Annotated in this window: 17 protein-coding genes; all 17 read left to right on the top strand. The window is 39.6% G+C overall.

Annotation, left to right across the window (positions count from 1 at the left end; genetic code table 11):
• Positions 1–29 precede the first annotated feature (29 nt).
• Entirely contained in the window at positions 30–3,626 is a 3,597-nt protein-coding gene (gene rpoC, locus CDZ92_RS15000) for a DNA-directed RNA polymerase subunit beta' (protein ID WP_096155986.1), read from the top strand.
• Positions 3,627–3,796: 170 nt separating this feature from the next.
• Positions 3,797–4,045, top strand: a complete 249-nt coding sequence (locus CDZ92_RS14995; protein WP_096155984.1) for a 50S ribosomal protein L7ae-like protein — start codon at positions 3,797–3,799, stop codon at positions 4,043–4,045.
• Positions 4,046–4,144: 99 nt separating this feature from the next.
• Positions 4,145–4,567, top strand: a complete 423-nt coding sequence (rpsL, locus tag CDZ92_RS14990; RefSeq protein WP_096155983.1) for a 30S ribosomal protein S12 — start codon at positions 4,145–4,147, stop codon at positions 4,565–4,567.
• A 41-nt stretch (positions 4,568–4,608) separates the two neighbouring features.
• Positions 4,609–5,079 (top strand): 30S ribosomal protein S7, encoded by a 471-nt coding sequence (gene rpsG, locus CDZ92_RS14985; protein WP_096155981.1) that lies wholly within the window; start codon positions 4,609–4,611, stop codon positions 5,077–5,079.
• A gap of 139 nt (positions 5,080–5,218) precedes the next feature.
• The gene (gene fusA, locus CDZ92_RS14980) at positions 5,219–7,297 is read left to right on the top strand and encodes an elongation factor G (protein ID WP_096155980.1); all 2,079 of its coding nucleotides are present in this window, start codon (positions 5,219–5,221) and stop codon (positions 7,295–7,297) included.
• 113 nt (positions 7,298–7,410) lie between these two features.
• Positions 7,411–8,601: an elongation factor Tu gene (gene tuf / locus CDZ92_RS14975; protein ID WP_096155979.1), complete on the top strand. Its 1,191-nt coding sequence runs from the start codon at positions 7,411–7,413 to the stop codon at positions 8,599–8,601.
• An 884-nt stretch (positions 8,602–9,485) separates the two neighbouring features.
• Positions 9,486–9,794 carry a 30S ribosomal protein S10 gene (gene rpsJ, locus CDZ92_RS14970; RefSeq protein WP_096155978.1) on the top strand — a complete coding sequence of 103 codons (309 nt, stop codon included), beginning with the start codon at positions 9,486–9,488 and terminating at the stop codon, positions 9,792–9,794.
• Positions 9,795–9,829: 35 nt separating this feature from the next.
• Positions 9,830–10,453 carry a 50S ribosomal protein L3 gene (rplC, locus tag CDZ92_RS14965; protein WP_096155977.1) on the top strand — a complete coding sequence of 208 codons (624 nt, stop codon included), beginning with the start codon at positions 9,830–9,832 and terminating at the stop codon, positions 10,451–10,453.
• 25 nt (positions 10,454–10,478) lie between these two features.
• On the top strand, positions 10,479–11,102 hold the full coding sequence (rplD, locus tag CDZ92_RS14960) for a 50S ribosomal protein L4 (RefSeq protein WP_096155976.1): 624 nt from the start codon (positions 10,479–10,481) through the stop codon (positions 11,100–11,102).
• Positions 11,102–11,389, top strand: a complete 288-nt coding sequence (gene rplW, locus CDZ92_RS14955) for a 50S ribosomal protein L23 (RefSeq protein WP_096155975.1) — start codon at positions 11,102–11,104, stop codon at positions 11,387–11,389. Before rplD ends, rplW begins: the two co-directional genes overlap by 1 nt.
• A 39-nt stretch (positions 11,390–11,428) precedes the next feature.
• Positions 11,429–12,259 (top strand): 50S ribosomal protein L2, encoded by an 831-nt coding sequence (gene rplB / locus CDZ92_RS14950; protein ID WP_096155974.1) that lies wholly within the window; start codon positions 11,429–11,431, stop codon positions 12,257–12,259.
• Positions 12,260–12,316: 57 nt separating this feature from the next.
• Positions 12,317–12,595 carry a 30S ribosomal protein S19 gene (rpsS, locus tag CDZ92_RS14945; RefSeq protein WP_096155973.1) on the top strand — a complete coding sequence of 93 codons (279 nt, stop codon included), beginning with the start codon at positions 12,317–12,319 and terminating at the stop codon, positions 12,593–12,595.
• 19 nt (positions 12,596–12,614) lie between these two features.
• On the top strand, positions 12,615–12,956 hold the full coding sequence (gene rplV / locus CDZ92_RS14940) for a 50S ribosomal protein L22 (RefSeq protein WP_096155972.1): 342 nt from the start codon (positions 12,615–12,617) through the stop codon (positions 12,954–12,956).
• 3 nt (positions 12,957–12,959) lie between these two features.
• Entirely contained in the window at positions 12,960–13,616 is a 657-nt protein-coding gene (gene rpsC, locus CDZ92_RS14935) for a 30S ribosomal protein S3 (RefSeq protein ID WP_096155971.1), read from the top strand.
• Between the two features lie 2 nt (positions 13,617–13,618).
• Positions 13,619–14,053 carry a 50S ribosomal protein L16 gene (rplP, locus tag CDZ92_RS14930; protein ID WP_096155970.1) on the top strand — a complete coding sequence of 145 codons (435 nt, stop codon included), beginning with the start codon at positions 13,619–13,621 and terminating at the stop codon, positions 14,051–14,053.
• Positions 14,043–14,243 carry a 50S ribosomal protein L29 gene (rpmC, locus tag CDZ92_RS14925; protein WP_096155969.1) on the top strand — a complete coding sequence of 67 codons (201 nt, stop codon included), beginning with the start codon at positions 14,043–14,045 and terminating at the stop codon, positions 14,241–14,243. Before rplP ends, rpmC begins: the two co-directional genes overlap by 11 nt.
• Before the next feature lie 20 nt (positions 14,244–14,263).
• On the top strand, positions 14,264–14,527 hold the full coding sequence (rpsQ, locus tag CDZ92_RS14920) for a 30S ribosomal protein S17 (RefSeq protein WP_096155968.1): 264 nt from the start codon (positions 14,264–14,266) through the stop codon (positions 14,525–14,527).
• The last annotated feature ends 42 nt before the right edge of the window (positions 14,528–14,569 follow it).

Raw genomic sequence — 14,569 nt, 5'->3', positions numbered from 1 at the left:
ACCTGTAGATTAAGAGGGAGGTAGGCCCCTTGCTAGATGTTAATAACTTTGAATATATGAAGATTGGTTTAGCTTCCCCCGATAAGATCAGATCTTGGTCTCATGGGGAAGTTAAAAAACCAGAAACAATTAATTATCGTACATTAAAGCCGGAAAAAGACGGCCTTTTCTGTGAACGTATATTTGGTCCAACAAAAGATTGGGAATGTCATTGTGGTAAATACAAGCGTGTTCGCTACAAAGGTGTAGTTTGTGATCGATGTGGCGTAGAAGTTACACGTGCAAAGGTACGTCGTGAGCGCATGGGTCATATTGAACTAGCAGCTCCTGTTACACACATTTGGTACTTTAAAGGTATCCCTAGCCGTATGGGATTAGTTTTAGATATGTCCCCACGTGCACTAGAAGAAGTTATTTACTTTGCTTCTTATGTAGTAACAGAAACTGGTGATACTCCATTAGATAAGAAGCAACTTCTTTCTGAAAAAGAGTATCGCGCGTATCGTGAAAAATACGGTAATACATTCCATGCAGCAATGGGTGCAGAAGCAATTAAAAAGTTACTATCTGACATCGATTTAGAGAAAGATGTAGAAGGTTTGAAAGAGGAGTTAAAAACTGCTCAAGGTCAACGTCGTACAAGAGCGATTAAACGACTTGAAGTATTAGAATCTTTCAGAGGTTCTGGCAATGAACCATCATGGATGATTTTGGACGTGCTTCCTGTTATACCACCTGAGTTACGCCCAATGGTACAACTTGACGGTGGACGCTTTGCTACTTCTGACTTAAACGATTTATATCGTCGTGTTATCAATAGAAACAACCGCTTAAAACGTTTATTAGACTTAGGTGCACCAAGTATTATCGTACAAAATGAAAAACGTATGTTACAAGAAGCTGTTGACGCGTTGATTGACAACGGTCGTCGTGGTCGCCCTGTAACAGGACCTGGTAACCGTCCGTTAAAATCTCTTTCACATATGTTGAAAGGAAAACAAGGACGTTTCCGTCAAAACCTTTTAGGTAAGCGTGTTGACTACTCAGGCCGTTCGGTTATCGTTGTAGGACCAAACTTGAAGATGTACCAATGTGGTCTTCCGAAAGAAATGGCTCTTGAACTGTTCAAACCATTTGTAATGAAAGAGTTAGTGGAAAGAGGATTAGCTCACAACATTAAGAGTGCAAAACGTAAAATTGAACGTGTTCAACCTGAAGTTTGGGATGTATTAGAATCTGTTATTAGGGAGCATCCAGTACTACTGAACCGTGCCCCAACATTACACAGACTAGGAATCCAAGCGTTTGAACCGACTCTTGTAGAAGGTCGCGCAATAAGACTTCACCCGTTAGTATGTACAGCATACAATGCTGACTTTGACGGTGACCAAATGGCTGTTCACGTGCCGCTTTCTGCAGAAGCACAAGCTGAAGCTAGAATCTTAATGTTAGCAGCACAAAACATTCTTAACCCGAAAGATGGGAAGCCAGTTGTTACTCCGTCCCAGGATATGGTACTTGGTAACTACTACTTAACATTAGAACGTGAGAATGCAACTGGAGAAGGCATGGTTTTCAAAGACACAAACGAAGCATTATTAGCATACCAAAATGGTTTTGTTCATTTGCACTCTCGTGTCGCGGTACATGCTGGATCTTTAAATAACGAAACATTTACAGAGGAACAAAACAAACAATTGCTAATAACGACTGTTGGTAAATTAGTTTTCAACGAGATCTTACCTAGATCATTCCCTTATATTAATGAGCCTACTAGATATAATCTAGAGCAAGAAACGCCTCAGAAATATTTCGTGGAAAAAGGTGCAAACGTTAAAGAATTAATTGCTAGCCAACCGCTTGTAGAGCCATTTAAGAAAAAAATCTTAGGGAATGTTATCGCTGAAGTGTTTAAAAACTTTAAGATTACAGAAACATCTCGCATGCTTGACCGCATGAAAGATTTAGGATTTAAATACTCAACTAAAGCAGGTATTACAGTTGGTGTTGCTGACATCGTTGTATTAGCTGAAAAAGATGAGATGCTTAAAGAATCTCAAACAAAAGTTGATACAGTTCTAAAGCAGTTCCGTCGTGGTTTGATTACGGAAGAAGAACGATATGACAGAGTTATTGCGATCTGGAGCGCATGTAAAGATGCTATCCAAGCAAAATTAATGAACTCATTACCTAACTCGAACCATATATTCATGATGAGTGACTCGGGAGCCCGTGGTAACGCATCTAACTTTACACAGTTAGCTGGTATGCGTGGACTAATGGCCAACCCGTCTGGGCGAATCATTGAGTTACCGATTAAATCAAGTTTCCGCGAAGGTTTAACGGTATTAGAATACTTCATCTCGACTCACGGTGCACGTAAAGGCCTTGCTGATACTGCTCTAAAAACTGCTGACTCCGGATACTTAACGCGTCGTCTAGTTGACGTTGCTCAAGATGTTATTGTGCGTGAAGAAGATTGCGGTACTGACCGCGGTTTACACGTAGCATCATTAAAAGATGGTACTGAAGTAGTAGAGAGACTTGATGAGCGTCTAATTGGACGTTATGTTAGAAAAGCTATTAAGCACCCAGAAACAGGAGAAGTGTTAGTAGCTGAAAATGGATTAGTGACTGAGGATATCGCGCAACAAGTCATAGATGCTGGGATTGAAGACGTATGGATTCGTTCCGTATTTACGTGTAACACTCGCCACGGAGTATGTAAGAAGTGTTATGGTCGTAACTTAGCGACTGGATTAGAGGTAGAGGTAGGAGAAGCTGTTGGTATTATTGCTGCTCAATCTATCGGGGAGCCAGGAACTCAGTTAACGATGCGTACATTCCATACAGGTGGGGTTGCGGGAGACGATATCACTCAAGGTTTACCGCGTATTCAAGAGCTGTTTGAAGCACGTAATCCTAAAGGTCAAGCAGTTATCTCTGAAATTGATGGGGTTGTTACGGCTGTTAATGAAGGCAGAGATCGTCAACATGAGATAACAGTTAGAGGCGAAGTTGAAACTAGAACATATACTGCACCTTATACAGCAAGACTAAAAGTTGCTGTGAATGCAGAGGTTGTACGAGGTCAAGTTTTAACGGAAGGTTCTATCGATCCGAAAGAATTATTGAAAGTAAAAGACATGACAGCAGTACAAGAATATTTATTGCTTGAAGTTCAAAAAGTATACCGTATGCAAGGTGTAGAAATTGGGGATAAGCACGTTGAAGTAATGGTACGTCAAATGCTTCGTAAAGTTCGCGTAATCGATGCTGGAGATACGGATGTATTACCAGGAACATTACTAGAAATCCACCAATTTACTGATGCGAACGAAAAAGTCATTCTACAAGGCAAAGTTCCTGCAACAGCTCGCCCTGTACTACTTGGTATTACAAAAGCATCTCTTGAAACTGACTCGTTCTTATCGGCGGCATCGTTCCAAGAGACGACTCGTGTACTTACAGATGCTGCAATTAAAGGTAAGCGAGATGAACTTCTAGGATTAAAAGAAAATGTAATTATTGGTAAACTTGTTCCAGCTGGTACTGGTATGAACCGTTACCGTAAATTTGAACTTACTAAAGAAGTTGGTCAAGAAGAGCCTGTAACTGTAGAATAGTAGAGTAGGTTGACCAAAAGCTAGAACCTGATTAAACATTCATGTGTTTAATCAGGTTCTACAGGTCACCTTCTTTTTAATGTTATTGCAAAACTAGTTGACAATTAAAAATTATGATGGTAATATAGCAAAGGTGCTTATATAACCTGTAACTTTGGAGGATATATTATATGTCTTATGATAAAGTGAGACAGGCAACGACTTTCATTGTTGGAACAAAACAATCAGTGAAGGCGCTGAAAGCAGGAACAGCTACAGAAGTGATCATTGCGGAAGATGCTGATGCGAAAGTAACGTATAAAGTTATCCAAACTGCCAATGAATGCAAAATTCCTATCACAAAGGTAGATTCTATGAAAAAGCTTGGCAAAGCTTGCGGAATTGAAGTAGGAGCTGCAGCTGTTGCAATAATTAGATAAAAACTGTTTTTGTAAATTGTTTGCAAAAACTTTGTTTTTTGTTTTAAAATGAACCACCTGGATGTGTGGTCTTAAAAATTGAGGGAGGAGGAAATACAAATGCCTACTATTAACCAATTAGTACGTAAAGGTCGTGCAAGTAAAGTGGTGAAGTCAAAATCACCTGCTTTAAATAAAGGTTACAACAGCTTCAAAAAGTCACAAACTGACGTGTCTTCTCCACAAAAACGTGGAGTATGTACTCGTGTGGGTACAATGACGCCAAAGAAACCGAACTCAGCATTACGTAAATATGCGCGTGTTCGTTTAACAAACGGCATCGAGGTAACTGCTTATATCCCAGGTATCGGACATAACCTACAAGAGCACAGTGTAGTGTTAATCCGTGGCGGTCGTGTAAAAGACTTACCAGGGGTACGTTACCACATCGTTCGTGGTGCACTTGACACTGCTGGAGTAAACAACCGTATGCAAGGTCGTTCTAAATACGGAACAAAGAGACCAAAAGCACCGAAAAAATAATAAAACTTTAAGTATAAACTTACTTGAAAGGAGGAAATATTATGCCACGTAAAGGTCCTGTTGCAAAAAGAGACGTGTTACCTGATCCGTTATATAACTCAAAATTAGTTACACGTTTAATCAACAAAATGATGATCGATGGTAAAAAAGGAAAATCTCAAGCTATTATTTACAACGCATTCAACTTAGTTGCTGAGCGTTCTGGTAAAGATGCAATGGAAGTGTTTGAAACTGCACTGAAAAACATCATGCCAGTTCTTGAAGTAAGAGCGCGTCGTGTTGGTGGTGCAAACTACCAAGTACCAGTTGAGGTTCGTCCTGATCGTCGTGTTACTCTAGGTCTTCGTTACTTAACAAACTACTCTCGTCTTCGCGGTGAGAAAACGATGGAAGAGCGTTTAGCTAACGAAATCTTAGATGCTGCTAACAACACTGGTGCAGCTGTTAAGAAACGTGAAGATATGCACAAAATGGCGGAAGCAAACAAAGCATTCGCTCACTACCGTTGGTAGGATTCAAAGCTTTTCCTATAGTAAAAGCTTTGAATTTCTCTTGGTAGGATAACATACCATCTAAAACTGTTATGTAGCTACATAGCAGTTTTAGATGTAATTATAAAACGATACTTAAATAGGAAGGAGAAATACCCAAATGGCAAGAGAGTTCTCCTTGAATAACACGCGTAATATCGGTATCATGGCTCACATCGATGCTGGTAAAACAACTACAACTGAGCGTGTTTTATTCTACACTGGACGTATTCACAAAATTGGTGAAACACATGAAGGTGCTTCTCAAATGGACTGGATGGAGCAAGAGCAAGAACGTGGTATTACTATCACTTCTGCTGCTACAACAGCTCAATGGAAAGGACACCGTGTAAACATTATCGATACACCAGGACACGTAGACTTCACTGTTGAAGTAGAACGTTCTCTGCGTGTACTTGATGGAGCTGTAGCAGTACTTGATGCACAATCTGGTGTTGAGCCTCAAACTGAAACAGTTTGGCGCCAAGCTACAACTTACGGGGTACCACGTGTCGTGTTCGTTAACAAAATGGACAAAATCGGTGCAGATTTCTTATACTCTGTAGGTACAATCCATGATCGTCTTCAAGCCAACGCACACCCGATTCAACTTCCAATTGGTGCAGAAGACCAGTTCGAAGGTATCATTGACCTAGTTGAAAACGTAGCATACTTCTACGAAGATGACTTAGGTACTCGTTCTGATGCGGTTGAAATTCCTGATGAATACAAAGAGCAAGCAGAAGAGTACCGTAATAGCTTAATTGAAGCTGTTGCTGAATTAGACGAAGAGTTAATGATGAAATATTTAGAGGGTGAAGAACTTACAAAGGAAGAAATCAAAGCTGCAATCCGTAAAGGTACATGTAACGTTGAATTCTACCCTGTAATCTGTGGTTCTGCATTCAAAAATAAAGGGGTACAATTAATGCTTGACGCGGTAATTGATTACTTACCTGCGCCAACTGATGTACCTTCAATTAAAGGTATCGTTCCTGATACGGAGGAAGAAATTATCCGTGAATCTAGTGATGAGGCACCGTTCGCTGCACTAGCATTCAAAGTTATGACTGACCCTTATGTTGGTAAGTTAACGTTTTTCCGTGTGTACTCAGGTACATTAAACTCAGGTTCTTATGTAATTAACTCATCTAAAGGTAAGCGTGAGCGTGTAGGACGTATCCTGCAAATGCATGCAAACAGCCGTGAAGAGATTCCTGTTGTTTATGCTGGTGATATCGCTGCTGCAGTTGGATTAAAAGACACTACTACTGGTGACACGCTTTGTGATGACAAAAACCAAGTTATTCTTGAGTCTATGGAATTCCCTGAGCCGGTTATCCAGTTATCAGTTGAACCAAAATCTAAAGCAGACCAAGACAAAATGACTACTGCATTACAAAAACTACAAGAAGAAGATCCTACTTTCCGTGCACATACTGACCAAGAAACGGGTCAAACAATCATCGCAGGTATGGGTGAGCTTCACCTAGACATCCTAGTTGATCGTATGAAGCGTGAGTTCAAAGTAGAAGCAAACGTTGGTGCTCCTCAAGTAGCATACCGTGAAACGTTCCGTGGATCTGCTCGAGTAGAAGGTAAATTCGCTCGTCAATCTGGTGGTCGTGGGCAATTCGGACACGTTTGGATCGAATTTGAACCGAACGAAGAAGGAAAAGGTTTTGAGTTTGAAAACAAAATCGTTGGTGGTGTAGTACCACGTGAATACGTTCCTGCTGTACAAGCTGGTCTAGAAGACTCAATGGCAAACGGTGTATTAGCTGGTTACCCATTAATCGATGTTAAAGCTGCATTAGTAGATGGTTCTTACCATGATGTTGACTCAAGTGAGATGGCGTTCAAAGTAGCTGCTTCTTTAGCACTTAAAAACGCAGTATCAAAATGTAACCCAGTAATTTTAGAGCCAGTTATGAAAGTTGAAGTAGTAACTCCTGAAGAGTACATGGGTGATATCATGGGTGGTATTACATCTCGTCGTGGACGTGTAGAAGGTATGGAAGCACGCGGTAACGCTCAAGTTGTTCGCTCTATGGTTCCACTATCTGAAATGTTCGGATATGCAACTGCATTACGCTCAAACACTCAAGGTCGCGGAGTATTTACAATGCACTTTGACCACTACGAAGAAGTACCTAAATCGATTTCAGAAGAAATCATCAAAAAAAATAAAGGTGAATAATTGATTTTCGCCTAAACTTGTTTTATAAATAGTATGTAGGGTAATAAGTGGTTCTATTTATTACCATCTCATATAAAATAAAAATTTCATTGAAATTCAAGGAGGATATACTAATGGGTAAAGAAAAATTCGATAGATCCAAGACTCATGCTAATATCGGTACAATCGGACACGTTGACCATGGTAAAACAACTTTAACAGCTGCAATCACTACTGTTCTTGCTAAGCGTAGTGGTAAAGGTGCTGCAATGGCTTATGACATGATCGACGCAGCTCCAGAAGAAAGAGAGCGTGGAATCACTATTTCTACAGCTCACGTTGAGTACGAAACTGAAAACCGTCACTATGCACACGTTGACTGCCCAGGACATGCTGACTATGTTAAAAACATGATCACTGGTGCTGCTCAAATGGACGGCGGAATCTTAGTAGTATCTGCTGCTGATGGTCCAATGCCACAAACTCGTGAGCACATTCTTTTATCTCGTCAAGTAGGTGTACCTTACCTTGTTGTATTCATGAACAAGTGTGACATGGTAGACGACGAAGAATTATTAGAATTAGTTGAAATGGAAGTACGTGACTTATTATCTGAGTACGATTTCCCTGGAGACGACATCCCTGTAATCAAAGGTTCTGCTCTTAAAGCTCTTGAAGGAAATGCTGAGTGGGAAGAGAAAATCGTTGAATTAATGAACGCTGTAGATGAGTACATTCCAACTCCTGCTCGTGACACTGAAAAGCCATTCATGATGCCAGTTGAGGACGTATTCTCAATCACAGGTCGTGGTACAGTTGCTACAGGACGTGTTGAGCGTGGACAAGTTAAAGTTGGTGACGTTATCGACATCATCGGTTTAACTGAAGAGCCTAAATCTACTACAGTAACTGGAGTAGAAATGTTCCGTAAGCTTCTTGACTATGCTGAAGCTGGAGACAACATCGGTGCACTTCTTCGTGGAGTTGCTCGTGACGACATCCAACGTGGACAAGTATTAGCTAAGCCTGGTACAATTACTCCACACACAAAGTTCAAAGCTGAAGTTTACGTTTTATCTAAAGAAGAAGGTGGACGTCATACTCCATTCTTCACAAACTACCGTCCTCAGTTCTACTTCCGTACAACTGACGTAACTGGTATTTGTAACTTACCTGAAGGCGTAGAAATGGTTATGCCTGGTGACAACATCGAGATGACTGTTGAACTAATTGCTCCAATCGCTATCGAAGAAGGTACTAAGTTCTCTATCCGTGAGGGTGGACGTACTGTAGGTGCTGGAGTAGTAGCTACAATTCAAGAGTAATTTTTGTTTAAAAAAGCTGACGTGTTTACACGTCAGCTTTTTTTATATGAATATTTAATATCTCTCAAATTATTGAAAATATACTGCTGAATATAAAAGTTTGAGGTAGCGTAAAAGCATAACATGTATCCAGAAGCATGTGAGGTGTATCATCAAACCAATAAGATTTTGCACAAAGTCCCCAGAGTATATTATAAAAGATCTAAAGTGAATCAAAAGCTATATATAGTGTTACAAGTATATTAATAATACATAGTAAGTAAAACTCTCCCAGGAATTAGACTTTTAATCTATAACTCGAATAGAAGTTCATAAGCTAACTTAATTAGTATATTTGTTTACATATATTTATATAGAAGGAACTCGATTTTAATACAAACAACTAGTAATTGAATCAATTTCATAATTGCTGTTCGTTTAGTGAAAAACGAATGTTCTGTTAATTATAATTAAATAACGTTCGATATATAACGTTAATTATAATAATGAATAGGTTTATAATCGTTTTTCGTTTAGTAATTGTACTTTATGAAAATCACTCAATTATAAATTAATCGAACTTTAATCTTCTCTATATAAATCCAAGCGTTATCAGTGCAAAAACATTAAAACCCAAACTGGAAATAAATGATTGCATAAATCTAATACAACTTAGGTTGCATTCTTACCACGATGTAGTTATAATAATTAAGTGCTCACAGTTACATTAAAAAAACATTTGCATTATGTTAAAACATCATGTATAATTTATAATGTTGGTCTTTGACTTGCGATGAAACGGAAGGTTGCTGACACACCCGGCCGCTTTGCCATGGCGAGTGTGCAGGTTAATTTCCGCGGAGAATGTCTATGAGTAAATATAGGCGAAAGAAGGAGGGAAAATAATGGCAAAAGAAAAAATTCGTATTCGTTTAAAAGCTTATGATCACAGAATTTTAGATCAATCAGCTGAAAAGATCGTTGAAACTGCAAAACGTTCTGGTGCAACTGTATCTGGTCCAATTCCATTACCGACAGAAAGATCTGTTTACACAATCTTACGTGCGGTACACAAATACAAAGATTCTCGTGAGCAATTTGAAATGCGCACACATAAGCGCTTAATCGATATCGTAAACCCTACACCACAAACTGTAGATTCGTTAATGCGTTTAGACTTACCGTCTGGTGTAGACATTGAAATTAAACTTTAATGAATAAATACTTATATTATTAGGAGGTGTGACTTATGACCAAAGGAATCTTAGGAAGAAAAATCGGTATGACTCAAGTTTTCGCTGAAAACGGTGATCTTATCCCGGTAACTGTTATCGAAGCTGCTCCAAACGTAGTACTTCAAAAGAAAACAGTTGAAACTGATGGATATGTAGCTATTCAATTAGGTTTTGAAGATAAGCGTGAAAAGTTATCAAACAAACCTGAACAAGGTCATGCAACAAAAGCTAGTACAACACCTAAGCGCTTCATTCGTGAGATTGATGGCTTAGAAGGGTACGAAGTTGGTCAAGAAGTCAAAGTTGATATTTTCGCAAAAGGCGATGCGGTAGACGTAACTGGAGTATCAAAGGGTAAAGGTTTCCAAGGTGCTATTAAGCGTCATGGACAATCTCGTGGTCCAATGTCTCATGGTTCTCGTTATCACCGTCGCGTTGGTTCGATGGGTCCTGTAGCTCCAAACCGTGTATTCAAAGGTAAATTATTACCTGGACGTATGGGTGGAGATCGCATTACTATCCAAAACCTTGAAATCGTTAGTGTAGACACTGAACGTAACTTATTATTAGTTAAAGGTAACGTACCAGGTCCTAAAAAAGCATTAATCACAGTTAAAGCTGCTGTTAAAGCTAAGTAATTGAACAGGAAAGGAGGAACTACAAATGCCTAAAGTAGCATTATACAACCAAACAGGTTCTCAAGTTGGCGAAATCGAGTTAAATGATACTGTGTTCGGTATTGAACCAAACAATGCTGTATTATTTGACGCTATCATGATGCAAAGAGCATCTCAACGTCAAGGAACTCACAAAGTAAAAGGACGTTCGGAAGTTGCGGGCGGTGGACGTAAGCCTTGGAAACAAAAAGGTACAGGTCGTGCTCGTCAAGGTTCAATCCGTTCTCCACAATGGCGTGGTGGTGGTATCGTATTCGGTCCTACACCAAGAAGCTACAGCTACAAACTTCCTAAAAAGGTTCGTCGCTTAGCTATCAAATCTGCATTATCATCTAAAGTATTAGAAAACGAATTCTTAGTATTAGAAGGAATTACTTTTGATGCTCCAAAAACAAAAGAAATGATTTCTGTATTAAAAGGATTAAACGTTGACCGTAAAGCATTAATCGTTACTGGTGACGCAATTGAAAACGTTGAATTATCAGCGCGTAACATTCCTGGTGTAACTGTAGTATCTGCAAATGGAGTGAACGTATTAGACGTTGTAAACCATGACAAAGTAATCTTTACGAAAGACGCTGTTCAAAAATTAGAGGAGGTGCTTGCATAATGAGAGATCATCGTGATGTTCTTAAGCGCCCCGTGATTACTGAGCGTTCTACTGACTTAATGGCAGAGAAGAAATATACATTCGAAGTTGATGTTAAATCTAATAAAACTGAAGTAAAAGACGCTGTTGAAGCAATCTTTGGCGTAAAAGTTGAAAAAGTTAACATCATGAACTATAAAGGTAAATTCCGTCGTGTAGGTCGTTACAGCGGATTAACTAACCGTCGTAGAAAAGCTATCGTAACACTTACTACTGATAGCAAAGAGATTGAATTCTTCGAAGTTTAATAAATAAAAAAATAATTCAACAAGAAGGAGGGAAACAAGATGGCGATTAAAAAGTACAAACCGACCTCTAACGGACGTCGTGGAATGACAGTTTCTGATTTCGCTGAGATTACTACAGACAAACCAGAAAAGTCATTACTACAACCTCTTAAGAGAAAAGGTGGTCGTAATAATCAAGGTAAATTGACAGTTCGTCACCAAGGTGGTGGACACAAACGTCAATACCGTGTCATCGATTTCAAACGCGATAAAGATGGTATACCAGGACGCGTTGCTACAATAGAGTATGATCCAAACCGTTCTGCAAACATCGCATTAATTAACTATGCGGATGGAGAAAAACGTTACATTCTTGCTCCTAAAAACTTAGAAGTAGGTTTAACTGTAATGTCTGGTCCAGAAGCAGATATTAAAGTTGGTAATGCTTTACCACTAATTAACATTCCAGTTGGTACAGTAATCCACAATATCGAATTAAAACCTGGTAAGGGTGGACAATTAGTACGTTCTGCTGGTACTTCTGCGCAAGTACTTGGTAAAGAAGGTAAATATGTACTAGTTCGCTTAAACTCTGGTGAGGTTCGTATGATTCTTTCTACTTGTCGTGCAACTGTAGGTCAAGTAGGTAACGAACAACACGAATTAATTAACATTGGTAAAGCTGGACGTTCTCGTTGGTTAGGTATCCGCCCAACAGTTCGTGGTTCTGTAATGAACCCTAACGATCACCCACACGGTGGTGGTGAAGGACGCTCACCAATCGGACGTAAATCACCAATGACTCCTTGGGGTAAACCAACTCTTGGATTCAAAACTCGTAAGAAGAAAAACAAGTCTGATAAATTCATCGTTCGTCGTCGTAAAAAATAACGGGGTTGTACTACGGTTCACAGGAACCGTAGAGCAATCACGAAGGGAGGTTTCCAAATGGGTCGTAGCTTAAAAAAAGGGCCTTTTGTAGATGATCATTTAATCAAGAAAGTTGAACAATTAAATGAAACGAATGGAAAACAAGTTGTAAAAACTTGGTCTCGTCGTTCTACTATATTCCCACAGTTCATCGGTCACACGATCGCTGTTTATGATGGTCGCAAACACGTACCAGTATTCGTGACAGAAGATATGGTAGGTCACAAGCTTGGAGAATTCGCTCCATCTCGTACTTACAAAGGTCACGCTAATGATGATAAGAAAACAAAACGCTAATTAGAGGGGAGGCATTTACATGCAAGCTAAAGCTGTTGCAAGAACAGTTCGTATTGCTCCTCGTAAAGCACGTCTAGTTATGGATTTAATTCGAGGAAAGCAAGTTGGTGAAGCTTTATCAATTTTAATGTTAACTCCTAAAGCAGCTTCTCCAATCATCGAAAAGGTTCTAAAATCCGCTGTTGCAAACGCAGAGCACAACTATGAGATGGATGCTAATAACTTATTAGTAACGGAAGCATACGTTAACGAAGGTCCAACTTTAAAACGTTTCCGTCCACGAGCTATGGGTAGAGCAAGCCAAATTAACAAACGTACTAGCCACATTACAATCGTGGTATCAGAAAAGAAGGAGGGATAATCCGTGGGTCAAAAGGTAAATCCGATCGGTCTTCGTGTAGGAATCATCCGTGACTGGGAGTCTAAGTGGTACGCAGAGAAAGATTACGCTACTCTGTTACATGAAGATATCAAAGTCCGTGAATACATTGCAAAACGTTTACATGACGCGTCAGTTTCTAAAGTAGAAATCGAGCGTGCGGCAAACCGCTTAAATGTAACTGTTCATACTGCAAAACCTGGTATGGTTATTGGTAAAGGTGGTACAGAAGTTGAAGCTTTACGTAAAGCTTTAAACCAGTTAACTGGTAAACGTGTACACATCAACATTTTAGAAATTAAGAGAGCTGACTTAGACGCTAAGTTAGTTGCAGATAACATTGCTCGTCAATTAGAGAATCGTGTATCTTTCCGTCGTGCACAAAAGCAAGTTATTCAACGTGCTATGCGTGCTGGTGCGAAAGGTATCAAAACAATGGTATCTGGTCGTTTAGGCGGAGCAGACATCGCTCGTTCTGAACATTACAGTGAAGGTACAGTTCCACTTCATACACTTCGCGCTGATATTGACTATGGTACAGCAGAAGCTGATACAACTTACGGTAAATTAGGTGTGAAAGTATGGATCTACCGTGGAGAGGTCCTTCCTACGAAGAAGAAAACTGAGGAAGGAGGAAAATAATTATGTTAATGCCAAAACGCGTTAAATATCGTCGCGAACACCGTGGAAAGATGCGCGGAAAAGCTAAAGGCGGTACTGAAGTACACTTCGGAGAGTTCGGTTTACAATCTCTTGAAGCGTCTTGGATCACGAATCGTCAAATCGAGGCTGCACGTCGTGCTATGACTCGTTACATGAAACGTGGCGGTAAAGTTTGGATTAAAATTTTCCCCTCAAAACCATATACTGCTAAACCATTAGAGGTACGTATGGGATCCGGTAAAGGTGCTCCTGAGGGATGGGTAGCTGTTGTTAAACCAGGAAAAGTTATGTTTGAAATTTCTGGTGTATCTGAAGAGGTGGCACGCGAAGCATTACGCTTAGCAGCTCACAAGTTACCTGTAAAATGTAAGTTCGTAAAACGTGAAGAAATTGGTGGTGAATCTAATGAAAGCTAATGATATCCGTGATCTAACCACTGCTGAGATTGAACAAAAAGTGAAATCTTTAAAAGAAGAATTATTCAACCTACGCTTTCAATTAGCGACTGGACAATTAGAAAACACTACTCGTATTCGCGAAGTGCGTAAGTCAATCGCTCGTATGAAAACTGTTATTCGCGAGAGAGAGATCGCTTCTAATAAATAATGAAGAGGAGGTTCGCGGGAATGAGTGAACGTAACCAACGTAAGGTATACCAAGGCCGTGTTGTTTCTGACAAAATGGACAAAACAATCACTGTACTAGTGGAAACTTACAAAACTCACCCACTTTACGGTAAACGTGTAAAGTACTCTAAAAAGTACAAAGCACATGATGAAAACGGTCTTGCTAAAATAGGCGACATCGTGAAAATCATGGAAACTCGTCCATTATCAGCGACGAAACGTTTCCGTCTAGTAGAGGTAGTACAAAAAGCTGTAATTATCTAATATATAAAGTTCGGATATAAATAATCCGAAGGGAGGTACCAA

Origin of the sequence: Bacillus sp. FJAT-45066 (assembly GCF_002335755.1) — a bacterium.
Taxonomy (GTDB): Bacteria; Bacillota; Bacilli; order Bacillales; family Bacillaceae_I; genus Bacillus_CD; species Bacillus_CD alkalisoli.
This window is presented reverse-complemented; position numbering and strand designations above follow the sequence as displayed.

Bases quoted from the DNA above. Each gene is read 5' to 3' on its own strand.
- rpsQ (WP_096155968.1), top strand. From the start codon at position 14,264: ATGAGTGAACGTAACCAACGTAAGGTATACCAAGGCCGTGTTGTTTCT.
- rpmC (WP_096155969.1), top strand. From the start codon at position 14,043: ATGAAAGCTAATGATATCCGTGATCTAACCACTGCTGAGATTGAACAA.
- rplP (WP_096155970.1), top strand. From the start codon at position 13,619: ATGTTAATGCCAAAACGCGTTAAATATCGTCGCGAACACCGTGGAAAG.
- rplV (WP_096155972.1), top strand. From the start codon at position 12,615: ATGCAAGCTAAAGCTGTTGCAAGAACAGTTCGTATTGCTCCTCGTAAA.
- rplW (WP_096155975.1), top strand. From the start codon at position 11,102: ATGAGAGATCATCGTGATGTTCTTAAGCGCCCCGTGATTACTGAGCGT.
- rpsJ (WP_096155978.1), top strand. From the start codon at position 9,486: ATGGCAAAAGAAAAAATTCGTATTCGTTTAAAAGCTTATGATCACAGA.
- rpsL (WP_096155983.1), top strand. From the start codon at position 4,145: ATGCCTACTATTAACCAATTAGTACGTAAAGGTCGTGCAAGTAAAGTG.
- rplC (WP_096155977.1), top strand. From the start codon at position 9,830: ATGACCAAAGGAATCTTAGGAAGAAAAATCGGTATGACTCAAGTTTTC.
- fusA (WP_096155980.1), top strand. From the start codon at position 5,219: ATGGCAAGAGAGTTCTCCTTGAATAACACGCGTAATATCGGTATCATG.
- CDZ92_RS14995 (WP_096155984.1), top strand. From the start codon at position 3,797: ATGTCTTATGATAAAGTGAGACAGGCAACGACTTTCATTGTTGGAACA.
- rpsS (WP_096155973.1), top strand. From the start codon at position 12,317: ATGGGTCGTAGCTTAAAAAAAGGGCCTTTTGTAGATGATCATTTAATC.
- rplD (WP_096155976.1), top strand. From the start codon at position 10,479: ATGCCTAAAGTAGCATTATACAACCAAACAGGTTCTCAAGTTGGCGAA.
- rplB (WP_096155974.1), top strand. From the start codon at position 11,429: ATGGCGATTAAAAAGTACAAACCGACCTCTAACGGACGTCGTGGAATG.
- rpsG (WP_096155981.1), top strand. From the start codon at position 4,609: ATGCCACGTAAAGGTCCTGTTGCAAAAAGAGACGTGTTACCTGATCCG.
- tuf (WP_096155979.1), top strand. From the start codon at position 7,411: ATGGGTAAAGAAAAATTCGATAGATCCAAGACTCATGCTAATATCGGT.